Genomic DNA, 12,948 nt, shown 5'->3' with positions numbered 1-12,948 from the left:
ACCCAACCAGCGCGGAAGTCTCGCGCGGGCGCTCGACCTCCGCTGGTGTGCCCGGGGCGCCCCCCTACCACCCCGACGGCACCACCACCTTGCACCGCCGCCAATAGCCGGTATGCCAGAAGCAGCCAGACGCCGTCCGCCGACCGAGGGTGGTCACACCGGCGCGACGCGCCCTCGTTGCTTCCGCAGCTCGTAGCGCCGGCGTACGTTGACGCGGTTGGTGCCCTCGACGTTGGTGCCCTTCTCGATGACGACGAGGTTGTGGTAGCAGTGCACGGCCACGACGTTGAGGTCGGTGTAGGTCGGCTCGTAGTCGTCGTCGATGAACTCCTCGTAGTTGAGTCCGTCGACCAGCTCCTTGACCAGGGCCATCGAGGTCGTCTTGGCGTCGAGGTCGGCGCTGCCGCCGCGCTCGGGCCAGTACGACGTCTGGGTGTCCTCGATGCAGTAGATGGCGCCGTCCGGCAGCCGGGGGAAGAGCAGCCGGAAGGTCTCGCGCACGTGCTCGCACTCGTGGCTGCCGTCGTCGATGACCACGCGCAGGTCATGGGCGTCCTTGACGATCCGGTCGAGGACCGCGGGGTCGACCTGGCTGCCCTGGTAGGTGCGGATGCGGTCCTCCTGGGCGAAGGACTTGTCGTGGATGTCGAGGCCGACGATCTGGGCTCGGGGGAAGAACTGCTTCCACATCCGCAGGGAGTGGCCGCCCTTGAGCTGCTTCTCGTACCCCCCGATGCCGATCTCCAGGAGCGTGAACGACTCGTCGCGCAGGTGGCGCAGGTGCCGCTCGTAGTGCTGGGTGTAGTGGTGCAGGCCCACCTTGTCGGTGCCGAACTCCCGGCCCAGCTCGGTGAGGCTCATCGCGGCCAGCCGTCGCTGGCGCTTGCGCTCGTCGACCACGTCGGTGGCCTGGTCGCCGAGCCGGCGCAGGCGCTGCCACGCCCCGTCGCTCAGCACCGGCTTGACCCATCTGACCGCGATCGTCTTCAGCACGCGCCGACGCTAGCAACAATGGTCGGGTGATCACCCTCGAGACCGCTCGTACCCTGCGCGAGGCGATGGAGCGGGCACAGGTGCCGTGGACGCCGGCGCCGGGCGACCGGTTCCTGGTACCCGACCGCGACTTCGACGAGCCGTTCATCGTCAGCGAGATGGTGATCGAGGTGCACGACCACCCGAGCGGGCGGCTCCTGCGCTTCAACGGGACGACCGAGTGGGCACTCGACAGCGTGCCGGCCGACGAGGTCTTGTGGGTGCCGTGGGAGCACCAGTTGCGGGCGCTGCTCGGCGAGCGGTTCGCGTCGATGGAGCGGGTGCCGATGGACCAGGAGCTGGGTGAGGTCGAGGCCTACGCGGTCGTCCTCGCCGACGGCTCCCGTCACGTCGACGTCGACCCGGAGAAGGCCTACGCCCAAGCTGTGCTGACGATTCTCTGATTGGCGGCCCGGACGTCATACGTTCTGGTCGCTATAGCGACCACTTCGTATGACGTCCGGTATGACGTCCGCGTGGGGCCGCGACCGACGGTCTGCCAGGGTTGGCCCGTGGCAGATTCCCGTGCCGAGGTCGCCGTGATCGGTGGCAGTGGCTTCTATGAGTTCCTCGACGACGCGACCCACGTACCGCTCACCACGCCGTACGGCGATCCGTCGGCGCCGGTGGCCATCGGCACCGTGGGCGGCACTCGCGTCGCGTTCGTCCCGCGCCACGGCGAGCACCACGCCTACCCGCCGCACCTGATCAACTACCGCGCCAACCTGTGGGCGCTCCGGTCGCTCGGGGTGCGGCAGGTGCTGGCGCCCTGCGCCGTCGGCGGGCTGCTGCCGAGCGTGTCGCCCGGCGACATCGTGGTGCCCGACCAGCTCGTCGACCGCACCAGCGGGCGCGTGCAGACCTACGTCGAGCGCGGTGCGGTGCACGCACCGTTCGCCGACCCCTACTGCGAGCGGTTGTCGAACGCCGTGGCCGGCGTCGACCCCGACGTGAAGCAGGGCGGGGCGATGGTGGTGATCGAGGGCCCGCGGTTCTCCTCGCGCGCCGAGTCGCTGTCCTACGCCGCCCAGGGCTGGAGCCTGGTCAACATGACCGGCCACCCCGAGGCGGTCCTCGCCCGCGAGCTGCTGATGTGCTACTCGGCCATCGCTCTGGTCACCGACATGGACGCCGGCATCGAGGCCGGTGAGGGCGTCGGACAGGCTGAGGTGTTCGCGATGTTCGCCGCCAACATCGCGCGGCTCAAGCAGATCCTGACGCGGGTGCTGGGCGACCTGCCGTCGCCCGATGGCTGCGCGTGCTCGTCGTGGGCCGAGGGCATCGACCTCACCTACGAGGTGCCGTGAGGGTTCTGCTGACCGGGGCGGCCGGCTTCATCGGCACGGCCGTCCGACGCACGCTCGAGACCGACGGCCACGACGTGGTGCCGGTCGACGCGCTGCTGCCGCAGGCGCACCGCACGCCGCCGGACGTGGAGGGCGTGCACCGGCTCGACGTACGCGACGCGGGCGAGTGGGGCGACCTCCTCGACGGCGTCGACGTCGTCTGCCACCAGGCAGCACTGGTCGGGGCTGGTGTCACGGTGGCCGACCTGCCGGAGTACGCCGCCCACAACGACCTCGGTACGGCAGCACTGCTGGCCGCCATGTCAGCCCACGACGTGGGCAACCTGGTGCTGGCCTCGTCGATGGTGGTCTACGGCGAGGGTCGCTACGCCTGCCCCGAGCACGCCACGGTCGCCCCGGTCCCGAGGTCGGTCGCCGCACTCGACGCCGGGGACTTCGACAACCACTGCCCGGCCTGTGACCGGGTGCTGGCCTGGGAGCTCGTCGAGGAGTCGGCAAGGCTCGACCCGCGCAGCTCCTATGCCGCGAGCAAGGTGGCCCAGGAGCACTACGCGTCGGCGTGGGCCCGGCAGGCCGGGGCATCGGCAGTCGCGCTGAGGTACCACAACGTCTACGGACCCGGGATGCCGCGGGACACGCCGTACTCCGGGGTTGCGGCGATCTTCCGGTCGTCACTGGCGCGTGGCGAGGCGCCGCGGGTCTTCGAGGACGGCGGCCAGATGCGCGACTTCGTGCATGTCGACGACGTGGCCCGCGCCAACCTCGCGGCGGTGCGCGCGGTGGGAGCCCGCGAGGTGGGTGAGCTGTCGGCCTACAACGTGTGCTCCGGGAGCCCCGTCTCGATCCTCGACGTCGCGCGTATCTTGGCCCGGCAGGCCGGCGGGGCCGAGCCGGTCGTCACCGGGCAGTACCGCTCGGGCGACGTGCGCCACGTGGTCGCTTCACCGGCGCTTTCCGCGCGCGAGCTGGGCTTCGCGGCTCAGATCAGCCCCTACGAGGGACTCGCGGGGTTCGCCTCCGCGCCACTGCGCGACTGAGCCTCACCATCCGGTGAACAGCAGGTGCTGGACCGCCAGGGCCAGCACCACCTGCACGGCCAGCCCGCGGCGCCGCCAGGACTCGGGCAGGAGCGCGCACCCGATCAGCAGCCACGGCACGAACGGCAGCCAGATCCTCTCGACCTCGGCACGGCTCATCTGCGACAGGTCGGCGGCCACGACCATCGCCGTACCCCCCAGGACCAGCCACCACACCGCCCGCGTCGACGGACCGGACCGGCGTGACAGTGCGTGCGCGACACCGGCGAACGACATCGGCCCGGCGCTGAAGGCGAGGGCGGCCAGGTTGCCCCACATCCAGTACTGCGGGGGCCGGTTGCTCGCCACACCCGCCCAGTAGCGCTCGCGCAGCACTGGCAGTGCCTCCCACCAGGAGTAGCCGAACGGCACGTAGGCGAGCACCACGGCCAGGGCCGCGACGGCGGCAGGCACCACCGGGCGCCACGCACGGGCGACCACCAGCACGGCCACCGCCAGCAGGCCCAGTAGCGGCAGGCCGTAGCTGTTCATCACACACCACCCGAGCAGCAGGCCCGCGACGACGGACCAGCCGAGGCCCGTCCAACGCCAGGGCCGTGTCGCCGCCAGGGCCAGCGTGCAGATGCCCCAGGCGGCCCACGCCGCGAACATGCCGTCGGCCGACACGCACTGCCAGATCGCAGCCGGTCCGATGACCAGGAACGGTGCGGCATGGCGCGCGTGCTGCTCCGCGCCCAGGATGCGCAGCGTCTGCAGGACGGCCACCGCGGTCGACGCCGCGATGAGCGTGACCACGAGACCGGCGGCCAGGCCGCTGCCGAGTCCGAGGCGGGCCAGGAGCACGAAGAACGTGAGCGCTCCGGGCGGGTGACCGGCGATGTGCACCGGCCAGTTGCTGGGCAGCGCGTCGGCCGGTATCCGGCTGATGTAGATGTCGAGCGTGTGGGGCAGGTCGTCGGTCGCCCGAGCCGTGCGCAGGTACTCGTACGGCCCGTCGAGCACGTCGCCGATGCCACCGGCCCCGTCGACCAGCGCGAGCGAGACCATCCACGCCAGCCCACCGACGTACGACGCGAGCAGCAGGCGGCGCCACGGCAGCCGCTGCGCGAGATCTACGGCGAACCGCACGCACACCGCGCCGAGGGCCAGTGCCGGAAGCGTGCCCGCACCGAGTCGGGGGTCCCAGTCCGCGTGCAGCGGCGGGAACCAGCGGACGTGGACATTCCAGTCCAGCGCCGCTGGCACGGCCATCGCCGCGGCCATCAGCACGACCGCGGCCGCGAGGCCGACGGCGGCGGCGCGCGTTGTCCGGGGCACCGGTCGAGCCTACGGAGCCAAGGCGCCGCGACCCGGTGGTGCAGCCAGACGTGAGGACTTCGTAAGCCGCAGGGGCGTGTGTGGCCCCACCTGCCGTACCTACCGTGGCTGGCATGTCTCGAGACAGGTGCGACCTGGTGCTTCCGTGCCGCGACGAAGGCCCCGCGCTCGCCGGCCTGCTGCCGCGGATCCCTGAGTCCTACGCGGTGATCGTCGTCGACAACGGCTCCCAGGACGACACCGCGCAGGTGGCCCGGGACCTCGGTGCCCGAGTCGTCACTGAGGACCAGCCAGGCTATGGGGCGGCTGTCCACGCGGGGCTGGAGGCAGCGACGGGGGAGTACGTGGCGTTCATGGACGGTGACGGCTCGTTCGACCCCGCCGACCTGGCGGCGCTGCTGGACGACGTGCGCGAGGGTCGTGCGGACCTGGCCGTCGGTCGGCGCCGCCCGACCTCCCGAGGCGTCTGGCCCTGGCATGCCCGCGCCGGCAACGCCCTGGTGGTGGCCTGGCTGCGTCGCCGGATCGGCATGCCGGCCCACGACATCGCGCCGATGCGGGTCAGTCGCCGACAGGCGCTGCTCGACCTGGGCGTTCGCGATCGAGCGTTCGGCTACCCGGTCGAGCTCATGCAACGCGCCGTCGGGGCCGGCTGGAGGTTCAGCGAGCGCGACGTGGCCTACCACCCGCGGGCGGCAGGTACGCGGTCCAAGGTCTCGGGCTCTCTGGTCGGCAGCGCCCGGGCGGCACGCGACTTCGCCCGGGTGCTGCGATGACACCGCGACTGCTGGTCGTCGCCAAGGCGCCCGTCGCCGGCCTGGTCAAGACCCGGCTCGGGGCCGAGGTCGGCATGGAGCGAGCAGCCGAGCTCGCAGCCGCCGCCCTGCTCGACACGCTGAGGACCTGTACGGCGACGGTCGGGGCCGAGCGGTGCCGGCTGGCCTTGCACGGCGACCTGACCGAGGCCGTGGACGGCCGTCGCCTGTTGGCCGCGTTGGTGGGCTGGCGGATCCATCCGCAGCGTGGCCACGGGCTGGGGGACCGGCTCGCGGCGGCGCACCTCGACCTCGCCGATGAGGCGCCCGGTCCGGTCGTGCAGGTCGGCATGGACACTCCCCAGGTGACCGCTGACCTGCTCGGTCACGTCATCGACGGGCTCGCCGACCACGACGCCGTCCTCGGAGACGCCGAGGACGGCGGATGGTGGGTGCTCGGGCTCGCCGATCCGCGAAAGGCGACCGTGCTGCGCGCAGTACCGATGTCCACGCCTACCACCGGGATCGACACCCGCAGGGCCCTGGAGGCAGCGGGGCTCAGCGTGGGTCGGACGGCCGTCCTCGACGACGTCGACACCGCTGTCGACGCGGCCTCGGTCGTGGCCGAGTGCCCCGACGACTCGGCGTTCGCGCGGCTGTGGTCGGGGATGCAGGTGCGTGCGCGATGAGCGGCTACCCCGTCTCCGCCGTCTTCGCCCAGGCCTTCCGCGGGCATCCCTGCGTGGTGGCCACCGCCGAGCACGAGGACGTCTCCGCTCACGTGGCCACGCCCTTCGACGTCCAACATGGCTGGACCGGCACGATGGCCGGCGACCATGCCCTGCTCGACCTGTGTGACGGACCGACGCTCGATGTCGGGTGCGGCCCGGGGCGGATGACCGAGCTGCTCGCCGAACGAGGGCGGGTCGCTCTGGGCATCGACGTCGTTCCCGAAGCCGTGTGGCAGACCCGGGACCGCGGCGTCGCAGCGATCCTGCGCGACGTCTTCGAGAGCGTGCCAGCCGAGGGACGCTGGCACACCGTGCTGCTCGCCGACGGCAACCTCGGCATCGGCGGCGACCCCGTCCGGCTGCTGCGGCGAGTGGCCCAGCTCCTGACACCAGGCGGCCGGGTCGTCGCCGACGTGGCACCTCCAGGTACGGGCTGGCACACCGGCACGGTGCGGCTCACCTCCGGCGGCATGACGTCGGAGCCGTTCCCCTGGGCAGTGGTCGGTGCCGACGCACTGGGGGAGGTGGCCACCCGGGCGGGGTTCTCGGCGCGCACGCTCGACCTCGACGGCCGCTGGGTCGGTGTGCTGCAGGAGGCGGCCGCATGACGGCCCTGCGAGCGCCCGAGCAGCGCGACTTCCCCTCGCGGCTGCACCACCCGCACGTCGCCGCACGGATCGGCGCCTGGCTCGGCATCTGCTTCCTGGTCGCCTTCGTCACCGGGGTGATCAGCCACCTGGCGCAACAGCCGGACAGCTGGCTGCCCAGCCGGCCGGTCTGGGGCTACCGCGTCACCCAGGGAGTCCACGTCGCAGCCGGGACGGCGTGCGTGCCCTTGCTCCTGGTCAAGCTGTGGACCGTCTACCCGCGGTTCTGGATCCGCCCGCCCCGACCCTCGCGCGAGCTGCTGCTGCACGCCGCCGAGCGCACCTCCATCGGCGTGCTGGTGGCCGCCGCGATCTTCCAGCTGGCGACCGGGCTGGCCAACGTCACCACGTGGTACCCGTGGTCCTTCTCCTTCCGGCCCACGCACTTCGCGGTCGCGTGGGTGGTCGTCGGGGCTCTGGTGCTGCACATCGCGGTGAAGCTGCCGATCGTGCGCGCGGCGTTCGCCCGGCCCGACGTGGACGAACCACCCGGCGAGGGTCTGACCCGTCGGGGCCTGGTACGCATCGCCGGCGTCGCATCGGTGGCTGCCGTCTTGCTGACCGCCGGAGGCGCGGTGCCGTGGCTGCGGCGCGTCTCGGTGTTTGCGCCGCGGTCGGGCGACGGCCCCCAGGGGATACCGATCAACAAGAGCGCTCGGGCCGCACGTGTCACTGCGAGCGCGACCGACCCGGCGTACCGCCTGGTCGTGACGTACGGCGACCGCTCGGTCTCCCTGGCCCGCGAGGAGCTGCTGGCCATGCGGCAGCAGACCTCGGGACTGCCGATCGCGTGCGTGGAGGGCTGGAGCGCCCATGGCGACTGGACCGGAGTGCGCCTTCGGGACCTGCTCGACCTCGTCGAGGCGCCGACGGGAGCGGCGGTCAAGGTGACCTCGCTGCAGCAGCGGGGGGCGTTCAAGGTGACGCACCTGCCGGGACAGTTCGCCGACGACGACCTCACCCTGCTCGCGCTGGGGCTCGACGGTGAGTCGCTGTCGATCGACCACGGCTACCCGGCCCGGCTGATCGCCCCGAACCGCCCGGGTGTCCTGCAGACCAAGTGGGTCGCCCGCCTGGAGGTGGAGGCGTGATCGCCCGGATCGGGATCGCGGTCGTCGGCGTCGCCTTCGCGGCGTACGGCGCCTGGCTGCTGCTCGCCGAAGACCTCGCGGACCTCGTCGACGCCGCGGTGTGGCTCGGCGCCGGAGTCGTGCTCCACGACTTCGTGCTGGTCCCGCTGACGCTGGCACTCGGGTGGCTGGTCTCGCGGTTGGTGCCGGCGGGCCTGCGCCCTCGTGCTGCCGCCGGCCTGGTCGTGCTCGGCACGCTCACGGTGCTGGCCATCCCTGTCATCGGACGGTTCGGTGAGCGTCCGGACAATCCGACGATCCTCGACCGCGGCTACACCGCCGGGTGGCTCTTGGTGGTCGTCGTGGTGCTCGTCGTCGTGGGCGTGTCGGAGGTGGCACGCAGGCGCCGCAGGCCCCGGTGACGGGCGACGCGCACGGCTGTGGCTGACATGCCCAGGGCTGCGGCCGTGGTGGCGATGTCGAGTCCGACGACCTCCAGGCAGGCGATCACCTCGCGCTCGCGAGTGGGCAGGGCTGAGAGCCTCCAACGCACCCACGCCTGGTCGTCGACCTCTTGGTGCGGCTCCTCGGCTGGTCCGGCGGCGGTGAGGTCAGCCGGGTCGACGTCGAAGGTCTGGCGCCTCCCGACGCGACGCCGGTCGTTGGCGGCCAGGTGCCGGCCGATGCCGAACAGGTAGCCGGCGAACTGCGAGGACGTGCCCTCGAAGTCGGCGACCTTGGCGGCAGCCGTCAGCCACGCCTCGGCGGCCAGGTCCTCGGGCGAGACGGCCGGGTCGCCGCCCGCGATGGTGCGCAGCCACACGACCAAACGCCCGGCGTGGGCTCGGTAGAGCTCCCGCCAGGCTTCTTCGTCACCCGCCTTGGCCCGCGCGACGAGTTCGTCGTCGCGCAGCCCGTCGTCCCCGTCCGTCATCGCCTCCTACGGTGGCAGGTCGGTAGGAGCCGCCGGGCTGGTCGGTCGGTTCAACGGGTTGGGCAGGGTCGTGGGCCTGCCGGTCGGCGGCTCAGTCGTGGGCAGGCTGGACGGCTGGCCGGGCGGCTGGGTGGGCGGCTGGGTTGGCGGCTGGGTGGGCGGCTGGGTAGGCACGCCGGACGGAGGCCCGGTGGGGTGGCTGGTGGGACTGCCCGTGGGGTGGCCGGTGGGCTTGCCCGTCGGCCTGCCAGAGGGCGGGCCGGTGGGTCGGTCGGTCGGTCCGCCCGGCCCCTCCGTCGGGAGGACGCTCGGCCGGCCCACCGGCGGCTCGGTGTCGGTCCCGTTCCCGGAGGAGGAGCCCGGCACCGGTTCGGTCTCCTCTGAGGGGTGGGACGGGCGATCGAGGGGGTTGAACCCGGGCAGGGGACCGAGCACGCCGGTGGCGTAGGCGCCGCCGGTGGTGACGACGACGACTCCCGCAGCTCCCAGCGCGACCCGCCACTGCGCCAGCGCCTTGCGCCTGCGGGTCGGGAGGGAGTCACGTGCGCTGTCGGCCAGTCGCGCCACGAGGGCGTCGTCGGGCTCGAGAGCGGGTGCCTCGACCCGCAGCGAGCGGCGGGTGCTGGTCACGTGGACCTCCGGAGTACTGGGCAGCTTGGCGAGGATGTCACGTCGTCACGGAGAGTGGCGGCCAGCCTCAACAGTCACGGCAGCCCGGTCCGGACGGGGACAGGACCGGGCTGCCGTGGGTTCGTGCGGCGTTCAGTCGGGCTGACCGCCGGGGTGGTTGGTCGTGTCGGGGTGGCTCTCCGAGTCCGGGTGGTCATCGGCGCTCGGGTGGTTCGTCGAGTCGGGGTGGACCTCCGGGCCATAGTCGCCGTGCGGTCCGGCGTGCACGCCGGGGCCGTAGCCGGGGCCGCTGCCCTCGTTCTCGTCGCCTGACTCGTCGCCTGACTCGTCTGTCGTGTCGTCGGTCGTCTCGTCGGTCGTCTCGTCGGCGGCCTCGGTGGTGGCGTCGTCCTTCGGGCCCTGTGCGTGGGCGTCGCGACCGCGCTCTGCGATCGCCTGCTCGGCACGGTCGGCGGCCTGGCTGGGCAGGGCGGCCGGACCGACAGGAACGACGTCGGGCTTGCCGGTCTCGTCGACGGGGGCGGCGTTGCCGGCCACGGTCGAGCCGACGGCGTACGCACCGCCGAAGCCCAGGAGGGCGATGGCGGAGCCGAGGCCGATGGCCCGGCGGATGGTGGATCGCTGCATGTGATCGATCTCCTTCGGGGGGATGGGGGTACGTCGTGCACCCTGACTTGTCGCCACCACGCCCCGGTGTTACGTCGACGCGCGAGAAATGCGGGAAATCCCGGTAGTCCCCGACGATCGGAACCCTCGAACGCGCGAACCACGGTTCGCTTCGTACCGGACTATCCCGGGGTCCGCTCAGATCTGGCGGTGGGCGAGAAGGCGAGCGCGGTCGACGTCGGAGAGGGCGCGACGTTGGGCGACGGTCTGGGTGGGGAGCCACCAGTCGGGCTGGTCGATGGTCCACAGGCGGTCTCGACCCTGCCGCAGGGCGCGGTCGCGGGTGGCGACGATACGTGCTGCCACTGCGTCTCGGCCGCCGGGCTCGCCCGCCATCATCACGACCGGTTCGAGGCCGACGCTCTTGAACGCGTGCTCGCGGCGGAGGTCGGCGACCCGGCGCGCGCCGTCGAGGTGGTACGCCGAGTCGTACTCGCCGTAGGTTCCGGACTCGACGTCGAGCAGGTCCGGCGTACCGATGTGGCGTCCTTGGAGGTCGAAGACCGGCGTGTTGGTCAGCGGCCTCGGCTGCTCGGCCACGAGCTCCCAGATCAGCCGCATGACGGTCTCCATGGGCGACCAGCTGTTCTCGTCGGCCAGCACGATGGCGTTGCGCGCCTGGGGGATGCCGGTCATGCCAGGATGTCTGAGGGCATAGGACCACAGCTCGTCGATCGCCACCAGGTCGTTGAACGCCGCCATGTCCGCGACGATGACTGCGTCCCACATCGAGTCGGCGTACCGCATCGCGAACAGCGTCGCGTGCAGCGGCCGGGTGATCCACAACCGGTCGACAGCCGTGATCTCGGAGGCATTGATGCGCTCCTCGGAGACGGCGATGCCTGGCTGCGCCCGGATCGTGTCGGCGGCCAGAGTGACCGGTATCAGGGAGCCGTCGGCTCGGGTGCCGGTGAACCACCTGCCCCCGAGCCAACGCAGCGCACCCCAGTCGGTGACTGCGGCGTACCCAGGCTCTACGGCGGCCGCCTCGACGATGCGTTGCTCGACGATCGTGGAGTCGACCCACCACGGTACGTAGAGCCCGTGGCTGCTTCGGCGCCAGCGGCCACACTGAGCCGCCCGCTTGGTCGGCCGGTAGCCCCCGCTGCGCTGCGCCACCCGAACGGGATTCACCAGGTTTGCTCTGCGCGGATGGAACGGCCTCGGCATGACGGTCACTCCGGAGTACATGCCAGGTGAGCCTGCACGAGGCGAGTCGCTCGCGTTGGGCTCTCTCCACAGGTCTGCCCGGATAGTCCGGTACGAACCGCACCCTGAGGGGGCTGTCCCAGGGTTCGGTTCGTACCGGACTATCCCGATGGCCGCCGCACCCACGGCCAGGTGATCAACGCCCAGACGAGGAGGACGATGGCCATCTCGGCGAGGACGTACCAGGGCCAGGGACCGAGGTAGTCCAAGACGGTGCCCTTGGGCTTGGCGTTGAAGTAGCCGTAGTTGGTGTCGAGGGCGGTGTTGATGGTCATGGCAGTCGCGAGCCAGGCGAAGGTGGCCAAGACGGCCTGCCGGTACCCGCGCCAGCTCGGGCCCTGACGCAGGGTGAGAGTCGCGTAGACCGCGCCCCAGACCAACAGCACGTGCTTGCCCCAGAACGCGAAGAAGTTCGGGTCGGGGAAGGCCTCGTCGAGGGTCGGCTGCACCAAGGCCTGGAGGGCGAGGGTCAGACCCCAGAAGTAGGCGAGGGCCAACGCGAACCGGTGCCGGGTCAGCAGGGCCCACGCGACCGGGATCCAGGCGAAGTCGCACAGCTGGAGCGGCAGGTTGCCCTTGACGTCGCCGTCACCGAACTCGGTGACGACGCCGATCAGGCCGAAGCCGATGTTGCCCAGCGCCATCGCGACGGCCAGTGGCTGCTCGACGTGGCTGCCGCGAAGGACCGGGCCGACGGCGAGTAGCACGACCACGCCGAGCACGAACACCCCCAGCACCACCAGGTGCGAGGTGGACCAGGGCTCGAACACGGACGGCTCTCAGGCGGGAGCGACCGCGCGGACGACGTACGCCGACATCTCACCCTCGATGAGCCCGTCGCCGAGCCGACGGGTCAGGGCCTTGGTGACCCGGGGCACCAGGTCGGCGAGGTCGCCGCGCTCCTGGAGCTCGAAGCGCAGGGGAGTGCCGAGGCAGTAGCCCTCGGCCAGCACGGCGGCCGAGGGTGCCTTGCCGGTCAGCTGCACCCGGTCCAGGTCGGCCAGGGTGAGCCCCGCGGCCTGGACGTCGGCGCGCAGTCGGGACGGGTCGGCGTACCCGTGCGGGACCCGGCGCAAGAAGTCGGGCGGGTCGTCGGGGAACAGCTCGGCCATGGTGTCGATGACGGCGCTCTCGACCTCGTGGCTCTCCAAGGTGTCCCAGACGTTGAAGAGGAACGATCCGCCCGGTGCAAGCACCCGGCGCACGCCACGGTAGGCGCCGATGCGATCGGGCAGGAACATCACGCCGAACTGGCAGACCACCAGGTCGAACGAGTCGTCGGCATAGGACAGGGCCTGCGCGTCCGCGACCTCCCACGTCGGTCCTGGAGTGCGGGCCGAGGCGTAGGCCACCATCGCCTGGTTGAGGTCGGTCGCGGTGATCTCGGCGTCCGGCAGTGCCTCGACCAGTCCGGCGGTCACGATGCCCGTGCCGGCGGCCAGCTCGAGGACACGACCGTGGGGGACGGCCGATGCCCGCAGGGCGAGCTCGGCGGCGTAGGGCGCGAAGATCGCGAGCCCGAGGCACCGGTCGTAGACCTCCGGCATGGACTCGAGCCAGCTGGTGTCGGCGGTCGGTCCTTCGCTCATGGGCCTGAGTGTGCCCCATCCGTA

At 71.9% G+C, this 12,948-nt stretch carries 16 protein-coding genes; 8 read left to right on the top strand and 8 right to left on the bottom strand.

Features of this window, described 5'->3' with window-relative positions:
- Positions 1 to 153: 153 nt before the first annotated feature.
- Complete coding sequence (locus ISU10_RS01575) at positions 154 to 993, bottom strand: class I SAM-dependent methyltransferase (RefSeq protein ID WP_194694577.1); 840 nt, start codon at positions 991 to 993, stop codon at positions 154 to 156.
- Between the two features lie 26 nt (positions 994 to 1,019).
- Here ISU10_RS01575 and ISU10_RS01570 point away from each other — a divergent pair, with 26 nt between their 5' ends.
- From ISU10_RS01570 to ISU10_RS01560, 3 genes are all read left to right on the top strand, one after another.
- Positions 1,020 to 1,436, top strand: a complete 417-nt coding sequence (locus tag ISU10_RS01570) for a pilus assembly protein CpaE (protein ID WP_194694576.1) — start codon at positions 1,020 to 1,022, stop codon at positions 1,434 to 1,436.
- Between the two features lie 108 nt (positions 1,437 to 1,544).
- Complete coding sequence (locus ISU10_RS01565; RefSeq protein WP_194694575.1) at positions 1,545 to 2,339, top strand: S-methyl-5'-thioadenosine phosphorylase; 795 nt, start codon at positions 1,545 to 1,547, stop codon at positions 2,337 to 2,339.
- Positions 2,336 to 3,376: an NAD-dependent epimerase/dehydratase family protein gene (locus ISU10_RS01560; RefSeq protein WP_194694574.1), complete on the top strand. Its 1,041-nt coding sequence runs from the start codon at positions 2,336 to 2,338 to the stop codon at positions 3,374 to 3,376. Before ISU10_RS01565 ends, ISU10_RS01560 begins: the two co-directional genes overlap by 4 nt.
- A 3-nt stretch (positions 3,377 to 3,379) precedes the next feature.
- On the opposite strand, the gene ISU10_RS01555 is transcribed toward ISU10_RS01560, so the two are convergent.
- On the bottom strand, positions 3,380 to 4,693 hold the full coding sequence (locus ISU10_RS01555; RefSeq protein ID WP_370864534.1) for a hypothetical protein: 1,314 nt from the start codon (positions 4,691 to 4,693) through the stop codon (positions 3,380 to 3,382).
- A gap of 113 nt (positions 4,694 to 4,806) precedes the next feature.
- On the opposite strand from ISU10_RS01555, the gene ISU10_RS01550 reads away from it, so the two are divergent.
- From ISU10_RS01550 to ISU10_RS01530, 5 genes are read left to right on the top strand one after another with little or no spacing between them, the layout of a single operon-like run.
- Entirely contained in the window at positions 4,807 to 5,469 is a 663-nt protein-coding gene (locus ISU10_RS01550; protein ID WP_194694573.1) for a glycosyltransferase family 2 protein, read from the top strand.
- On the top strand, positions 5,466 to 6,137 hold the full coding sequence (locus ISU10_RS01545; protein WP_194694572.1) for a TIGR04282 family arsenosugar biosynthesis glycosyltransferase: 672 nt from the start codon (positions 5,466 to 5,468) through the stop codon (positions 6,135 to 6,137). Before ISU10_RS01550 ends, ISU10_RS01545 begins: the two co-directional genes overlap by 4 nt.
- Positions 6,134 to 6,787, top strand: a complete 654-nt coding sequence (locus tag ISU10_RS01540; RefSeq protein WP_194694571.1) for a class I SAM-dependent methyltransferase — start codon at positions 6,134 to 6,136, stop codon at positions 6,785 to 6,787. The genes ISU10_RS01545 and ISU10_RS01540 overlap by 4 nt, the downstream gene beginning before the upstream one ends.
- Positions 6,784 to 7,917, top strand: coding sequence for a molybdopterin-dependent oxidoreductase (locus ISU10_RS01535; protein WP_194694570.1), 1,134 nt, complete (start codon positions 6,784 to 6,786; stop codon positions 7,915 to 7,917). The genes ISU10_RS01540 and ISU10_RS01535 overlap by 4 nt, the downstream gene beginning before the upstream one ends.
- Positions 7,914 to 8,318 carry a hypothetical protein gene (locus ISU10_RS01530; RefSeq protein ID WP_194694569.1) on the top strand — a complete coding sequence of 135 codons (405 nt, stop codon included), beginning with the start codon at positions 7,914 to 7,916 and terminating at the stop codon, positions 8,316 to 8,318. Before ISU10_RS01535 ends, ISU10_RS01530 begins: the two co-directional genes overlap by 4 nt.
- Here ISU10_RS01530 and ISU10_RS01525 read toward each other — a convergent pair.
- The 6 genes from ISU10_RS01525 to ISU10_RS01500 form a co-directional block, all read right to left on the bottom strand.
- Positions 8,228 to 8,830 (bottom strand): RNA polymerase sigma factor, encoded by a 603-nt coding sequence (locus ISU10_RS01525; RefSeq protein WP_194694568.1) that lies wholly within the window; start codon positions 8,828 to 8,830, stop codon positions 8,228 to 8,230. The two genes, ISU10_RS01530 and ISU10_RS01525, sit on opposite strands and share 91 nt — an antisense overlap.
- A 6-nt stretch (positions 8,831 to 8,836) precedes the next feature.
- Complete coding sequence (locus ISU10_RS23430; RefSeq protein ID WP_194694567.1) at positions 8,837 to 9,460, bottom strand: hypothetical protein; 624 nt, start codon at positions 9,458 to 9,460, stop codon at positions 8,837 to 8,839.
- 132 nt (positions 9,461 to 9,592) lie between these two features.
- The gene (locus ISU10_RS01515) at positions 9,593 to 10,087 is read right to left on the bottom strand and encodes a hypothetical protein (RefSeq protein ID WP_194694566.1); all 495 of its coding nucleotides are present in this window, start codon (positions 10,085 to 10,087) and stop codon (positions 9,593 to 9,595) included.
- A gap of 177 nt (positions 10,088 to 10,264) precedes the next feature.
- Entirely contained in the window at positions 10,265 to 11,260 is a 996-nt protein-coding gene (locus tag ISU10_RS01510; RefSeq protein ID WP_194694565.1) for a hypothetical protein, read from the bottom strand.
- A gap of 176 nt (positions 11,261 to 11,436) precedes the next feature.
- Entirely contained in the window at positions 11,437 to 12,105 is a 669-nt protein-coding gene (locus ISU10_RS01505; protein WP_194694564.1) for a YwaF family protein, read from the bottom strand.
- Positions 12,106 to 12,114: 9 nt separating this feature from the next.
- Complete coding sequence (locus ISU10_RS01500; protein WP_194694563.1) at positions 12,115 to 12,924, bottom strand: class I SAM-dependent methyltransferase; 810 nt, start codon at positions 12,922 to 12,924, stop codon at positions 12,115 to 12,117.
- Positions 12,925 to 12,948: the final 24 nt, after the last annotated feature.

It is taken from the genome of Nocardioides agariphilus (assembly GCF_015352445.1).
Classification (GTDB): Bacteria; Actinomycetota; Actinomycetes; order Propionibacteriales; family Nocardioidaceae; genus Nocardioides; species Nocardioides agariphilus.
The sequence above is the reverse complement of the archived record's forward strand: the minus strand, read 5'-3'. Positions and strand labels throughout refer to the sequence as shown.

Excerpts from the sequence above, each read along its gene's own strand:
- ISU10_RS01525 (WP_194694568.1), bottom strand. The coding sequence starts at position 8,830 with ATGACGGACGGGGACGACGGGCTGCGCGACGACGAACTCGTCGCGCGG.
- ISU10_RS01500 (WP_194694563.1), bottom strand. The coding sequence starts at position 12,924 with ATGAGCGAAGGACCGACCGCCGACACCAGCTGGCTCGAGTCCATGCCG.
- ISU10_RS01550 (WP_194694573.1), top strand. The coding sequence starts at position 4,807 with ATGTCTCGAGACAGGTGCGACCTGGTGCTTCCGTGCCGCGACGAAGGC.
- ISU10_RS01515 (WP_194694566.1), bottom strand. The coding sequence starts at position 10,087 with ATGCAGCGATCCACCATCCGCCGGGCCATCGGCCTCGGCTCCGCCATC.
- ISU10_RS01535 (WP_194694570.1), top strand. The coding sequence starts at position 6,784 with ATGACGGCCCTGCGAGCGCCCGAGCAGCGCGACTTCCCCTCGCGGCTG.
- ISU10_RS01545 (WP_194694572.1), top strand. The coding sequence starts at position 5,466 with ATGACACCGCGACTGCTGGTCGTCGCCAAGGCGCCCGTCGCCGGCCTG.
- ISU10_RS01540 (WP_194694571.1), top strand. The coding sequence starts at position 6,134 with ATGAGCGGCTACCCCGTCTCCGCCGTCTTCGCCCAGGCCTTCCGCGGG.